Below are 614 nucleotides of genomic sequence, written 5' to 3' on the forward strand. Positions count from 1 at the left end.
CCTGGACCACGCCGTCACGGCCCCGGAAAGCGTATTTGGGACGGCGCGTGACGATGACCCGGAACTTCGGCGGCACGACGTCCAGTCGCTCGGAGCGGTCCTCGCCGATCAGAACCTTTTCCAGCCCTCGCAGTCGCCCGGGATTTCCGGCTCGACGACCTCCTCGATGCGTTCGAGGTGGGCAGCAAAGCCCTTGCGCGGACGCGGGGCGCGCTTCGGCTTGTTGCCGACCGCGCGGTCGAGTTCGCTCCGGATTTCCGAAAGGCCGGTCTCGACCTCTTCGAAGGCAAAGGAGGCCTGCTCGTCGTCGATGGCCAGGCGTAGCCGCTCGGAACGCGTGCCATGTTGCGTGCGCTGTAAAACTTTCAGGATCGACGTGAGATTGGCGATCCGCTCGTTGGCGCTCCTCTCGACGGCCTTCAGCCGGACGACCTCCGCCTCGGATGCTGCGATCCGAGCTTCGGCGACTGCGATCCGGGCCTGACTCGCAGCCTGCTCGCGAGCCATGGAAAGGATCATCGCCTTCAGCGCATCAACGTCGTCGGGAAGGGCAAGACCCGGTAGAACCATGGCAAGCAACAGAGCACAAAAACAGCCGCTTTCCCAACCGTTCC

The 614-nt window shown here is 64.5% G+C and carries 1 pseudogene; it reads right to left on the reverse strand.

Features of this window, described 5'->3' with window-relative positions:
* A pseudogene (locus NKJ26_RS33490) lies at positions 1-570 on the reverse strand (transposase domain-containing protein); the annotation flags it as partial.
* Between the last annotated feature and the right edge of the window lie 44 nt (positions 571-614).

The organism is Mesorhizobium sp. M0152 (assembly GCF_040322415.1).
In the GTDB taxonomy this organism is placed as follows: Bacteria; Pseudomonadota; Alphaproteobacteria; order Rhizobiales; family Rhizobiaceae; genus Mesorhizobium.